General features: G+C 75.8%; 3 protein-coding genes and 1 pseudogene. 1 reads left to right on the plus strand and 3 read right to left on the minus strand.

Annotation, left to right across the window (positions count from 1 at the left end; all coding sequences use genetic code 11):
* Nucleotides 1-48: 48 nt before the first annotated feature.
* The 3 genes from ABD323_RS33210 to ABD323_RS33220 form a co-directional block, all read right to left on the minus strand.
* A complete protein-coding gene (locus ABD323_RS33210; protein WP_344445777.1) occupies nucleotides 49-681 on the minus strand; it encodes a hypothetical protein in 633 nt (210 codons plus the stop codon).
* A gap of 141 nt (nucleotides 682-822) precedes the next feature.
* Complete coding sequence (locus ABD323_RS33215; protein WP_344445778.1) at nucleotides 823-2,604, minus strand: hypothetical protein; 1,782 nt, start codon at nucleotides 2,602-2,604, stop codon at nucleotides 823-825.
* A 320-nt stretch (nucleotides 2,605-2,924) separates the two neighbouring features.
* The gene (locus ABD323_RS33220; protein WP_344445779.1) at nucleotides 2,925-4,082 is read right to left on the minus strand and encodes a low temperature requirement protein A; all 1,158 of its coding nucleotides are present in this window, start codon (nucleotides 4,080-4,082) and stop codon (nucleotides 2,925-2,927) included.
* Between the two features lie 79 nt (nucleotides 4,083-4,161).
* On the opposite strand from ABD323_RS33220, the pseudogene ABD323_RS33225 reads away from it, so the two are divergent.
* Nucleotides 4,162-4,721: pseudogene (locus ABD323_RS33225) on the plus strand (hypothetical protein); the annotation flags it as partial.

Genomic DNA, 4,721 nt, shown 5'->3' on the forward strand with positions numbered 1-4,721 from the left:
TGCTCCCCGGGTGTGCCCGCGCCGGTGGCGCGGGCATCCGCGGGTCGGTCAGTACTGGCCCTGCTGCTGGCCGGGGGCCGGCTGGCCCGGCGCCGGGTAGCCCTGCACCGGGTAGGCCGCGGCGGGCGCCTGGCCCGGGGCGGCGTAGCCCTGCGGCTGGGCGGGGGCCGGGTAGCCGGGGGCCGGGGCGGCGTAGCCCTGCGGCTGGGCCGGAGCCGGGTAGCCGGGGACCTGGCCGGGGATCTGACCGGCGGCGCCGGCACCCGGGAAGGCCACGCTCAGCTGGTCGAGCTCGTCGCGCCAGTAGCGGTGGATGTTCAGGCGGCGCGGCGAGGACTCACCCGGGAACTGGAGGTATATCGAGCTCCAGATGGTGGCCCGCTTGACCCGGGTGACCGGGAAGGCGGCCCGCGGGAAGACCGCGACGACCTCGCCGGGCCGGTTGGTCCAGCGGCTGGCGGAGTTCACCACGACCGAGGAGTTGGTGAGCGTCAGGAAGTAGAACTTGCGCGTGAGGGCGACGATCAGGCCGAGCAGCGGGACCTCGTCGAACAGCGCGTTGAGCCACGGGCTGGGCCCGGTCTCGACGTGCACGCAGGCGATGAACGTCTCCCCGGGCGGCGCCACCTGGGAGAGCTTCTCGACGACCTGAGCCTTCTGCTTGGCCCGACGAATTGCCATGAAATGTTCCTCTTACCCCGAAGTCGTCCACCGCGTTCGCGCGGTGAAATCGGCTGAGGTTAGCAGCTCCTGAGGGCAGATCGAACACCTTTGCCATGACAGCGAGTGACCGGACCGGCCGTGCCCGCCCAGCCGGACTGGTCAGCGCCGCCGGCCGAGCTGACGGTGCGTGCCCACCGCGACCATGCCCACGCCCAGCGCGATCGCCACCCCGCCGGCCACCGCCAGCGGCAGCGAGTTGTCGCCGCCGCCGGTCTGCGCCAGCGCGTTCGAGCCGTCCGGGTCCACGGGGCCGGCCGACGCCCCGTCGGCGTTCGCCCCGGAGCCGGCGGGCGTCTGCCGGGTGACCACCGCCGGGCCCACCACGATCGCGCCGCCGACCGTCGCCACCGTGCCGGCCGACGTCGAGCGGGTCGGCTCGGTGCTCGCCGACGGGCTGTCCGGGCCGCCCGCGCTGGGGCTGGCCGAGGTCGAGTGGCCGCCCGGCGCGGCGCTCGCGGGCGCGCTCGGGGTGGCGCTCGCCGTGGTCGCCACCGCCGTGACCGCGAAGGCGGCGGAGTTGTTCGCGGCGCCGGCGTCGGTGTCGGCGCCGGTCAGGCTCGCCCGGCCGGGCGCGTGGTCCAGCACCGCGGTGAGCTGCACCTGGAAGGCGAAGGTCTCGGACTCGCCGGCCGCCAACACCCGTGACTCACGGCAGAGGTAGGTGGGGTCGGTGCTCCCGGCCACCGGCGCGCAGCCCGCGGGCGCCGTGGCGATCCGCACCCCGGACGGGAAGGCGACGGTCAGCCCGTAGCCGCCGCCGCTGCCGTCGCCGGGCAGGGTCGGGGCCGGCAGGTCACCGGCGTTGCGGACCGCGAAGACCGCCTGCACCGTGTCGCCCACCGAGCCGCCGAAGTCGGAGGCCACCGCGGCCAGGTCGACGACCTGACCGGTCATCAGCCAGGAGGAGGAGAGCGCGCTGCCGAAGTCGGCCGCGGGGCGGGCGGTCGCGGGCACCAGGGTCAGCGGCGCGCCGGACCCGTGCCGGGCCACCCCCGGGCCGCCGGATATCTCCTGGTCCAGCGGGCCGCCGGTGAGGTCCACGCCGTACTCGAAGCGCCCGTTGGCCGGGCTGCCGCCGGCCCGCAGGGTGATCGGCACCGACGGTCGCAGCACCTGGCCCGGGTGCACCACGGTGTCGTCGAACCGGCAGAGCACCCGGGTGCTGGGGCGGGCCGGGTAGACGCAGTTGGCGAAGTCGCCGGCCAGCGCGTAGCCGGGCGGCAGGGTGAAGAAGAGCACGACGCCGTGGGCGTCCTGGTCGCCCTGGTTGGTGACGGCGGCCTCGACGGCGGTGTCACCGGCCGACGTGGTGCGGGTGATCGTCGGGAGCTGCTCGACGGAGAGGTCCGGACCGTCGGCGACCGAGACCGCGGTGACGTCCGGCCGGGCGCCGGCGTGCTCGACCGCGTTGGTGGCGGTGACGGTGTAGCGCAGCTCGCCCGCGGCACCGGGCTCCGCCGCGGCGGCCGCCCGCAGGCCCAGCAGCAGGTGCCCGCCACCGGCCACGTCGCCGAGCGCGCAGAGCGCCTGTAGGTGCTTGGAGTCGGTGAACCCGCAGCCGGCCGGCAGCCGCAACTCGGCGACGCCCAGCAGCCGGCGCCCGTCCACGACGACCCGCACCCCGGTGAGGGTGCTGCGGCCGTCGTCGGCGGCGAAGGAGAGCGAGGCGTCCTGGAAGGCGGCCCCCACCGACCCGGTCCGGGAGCCGGTGTCCTCCTGGTCCGCCGGTGCGAGCAGTTCGGTGGCGCTCTGCGTCACGGTGAACGTGGCGCCGGGCGCGTCGGCCTCGGCCGGCCGGGCCGCGGCTCCCAGCGCCAGCAGCGAGGCGACCGCGCCGGCGGCCCCCAGCCGGCCCAGAGCGCGTGCGTGCGACCGACCCATCCGAATCCCCCCGTTGACGTTCTGCCCGTTCCCGTGGATCCTTCCACCGCCACGACCGCGAGCGCCAACCGATGCGGTGGGCGATCGGGGCGGATATCCACCCGTTCGCGGCCTTTGACGGCCCGGTTGGCCGCGATCCGCCATCCAGCCGTGATCACTTCGTCACGCGGAATCCATCCGGGCCCGGGACTCGGCCGGACCGCGACGCGGCCGGTGACGGACCGCCGGGCGACCACCGGACGACCACCGGGCGCCCGCGGCGGGCAACGTGCCACCGGGCAGGCGCCCTTGACGGGCCACCGGCCCGCCGCCCGCGGGCGTCAGCCGGCCTCGGGGACCGGCCGGCTGCGCAGGATCAGCAGCACCATCACCGCTAGCGCCACCACCAGCGCCAGCCAGCCGCCGACCCACCGGGCGGCCGGCACCGTGAGGGCGACCGCGACCGCGCCGACCAGCCGGGTGCCGGACCAGGAACCCGCCAGCGTCCGGTGGAAGTAGGCGAGTCCGACCAGGAAGAGCGCCATCCCCAGCGCCAGCAGCCCGGCCGGCAGTCCGTGCAGCGGCGTCGTGAAGGAGGTGACCGCCTCCTGCATGCCGACCGCCGTGACCGCGATGCCGAAGATCATCACGAGGTACGCGTAGCCGAAGGAGTAGAGCGCCAGCCGCGGACGCTGCTCGGCCGGCACCCGGCCCAGCAGCCGCTCGCTGTCGCGCTCCTCCCGGTCGAAGTAGAGCCACCACAGCGAGGCGCTGAGCGCCAGCGCCAGCAGCGGGCCCAGCACCACGGTGGCCAGGTCGTCCAGGTCGGTGGCGGCCGTGCCGACCTCGACGATCGACTCCCCGAGCAGGATGATCACCGCCAGGCCGTGCCGCTCGACGAAGTGCCCGACCCCGACCGTGAACCCGCCGGTGCCGGTGATGAACGGCGCCGCCACCAGCACCACGCAGGCGAGGGCCAGCAGCTCCAGCCGCAGCCCCTGCGGCGCCAGCCCGGCGGCCAGCACGATCAGCGCGCCCAGCAGGTTGAACGGGCCGATCCGGGCGATCCCGCGGTGCCCCGAGGTGCCGACGAACCCGAGGGTGTGGATCAGCACGACGACCAGGTAGGAGGCGCCGAACAGCGCCCCCCACGGGCCCGGCCCGAAGGCCCTGGGCACCGCCAGCGACATCACGAAGAACGCCGCCGTGCCGGCCAGCAGCAACAGCCGGGGTCGGGTGCGCTCCAGGTCCAGCGCGTTGGTGAGCCAGGCGTAGCCGCCGTACATCCACCAGGTGACGGCCAGCAGGACGGCGACCCGCACCAGGCCCGTCCCGCTCGGGTGCTCGGCCAGCAGCGAGGTGATCTGGGTGATCGCGAAGACGAAGACCAGGTCGAAGAAGAGTTCCAGCGGTCGCACGCTCTGCGCCGCGGCCTGGCTCGGGCCGCTCTTCGGGGGGTGGTGCCGCTGGGGGCGGTGGGGGCGGTGGGGGCGGGTCACGCCGGGATTGTTCCAGAGGAGCGCGGACTGACGACTCATCAGGCCCGTGCGGGCACCGGCGGTGTCATGATGGGGCGCCATGTCCGACCCCGGTCCCCGGGCCGTACCGACGCCGGTGCGCGCCGCCGCCTTCGACCTTCGCGTCCTGCGGGCCCTGCCCTTCGCGACGGTCTGCGTCGTGCTGGCCGCGGTGGGGCACGGCCTGGCCTCGGGCTCCCCCGTACCGCCGCGCGCGGCGGTACTCGGCTGGCTGCTCGCCTGGGCCGGCGCGGCCGGCGCCGCGCGGCGGGAACGCTCGCTGGGCGCGATCACCGGCGGCCTCGCGGTCGGGCAGCTGGGCCTGCACCTGCTCTTCCACCTCGCGCTGTCCGTGCCGGCGACCGGCCGGCCACCGGGGATGGCGGGGTCGGCGGGGGTGTGCGCGACGGCGGGGACGACCGGCACGGCCGGGATGCATGGCATCGCCGGCATGCATGGCATGGCAGGGATGCCTGGGATGCCCGGGATGGGCCCGACGGTCGATCCGCCGGTCGGGCCCGGGCCCGCCGCCACCGTCCCCGCCCACCTGCCGGGGGCCCTCGCGCCGCACGCCGCCTTCTGGTGCCACGCGGCCCTGCTCGGGCTGAGTCCCGCCATGCT

The sequence above is a fragment of the Kitasatospora nipponensis genome (assembly GCF_039528135.1).
Classification (GTDB): Bacteria; Actinomycetota; Actinomycetes; order Streptomycetales; family Streptomycetaceae; genus Kitasatospora; species Kitasatospora nipponensis.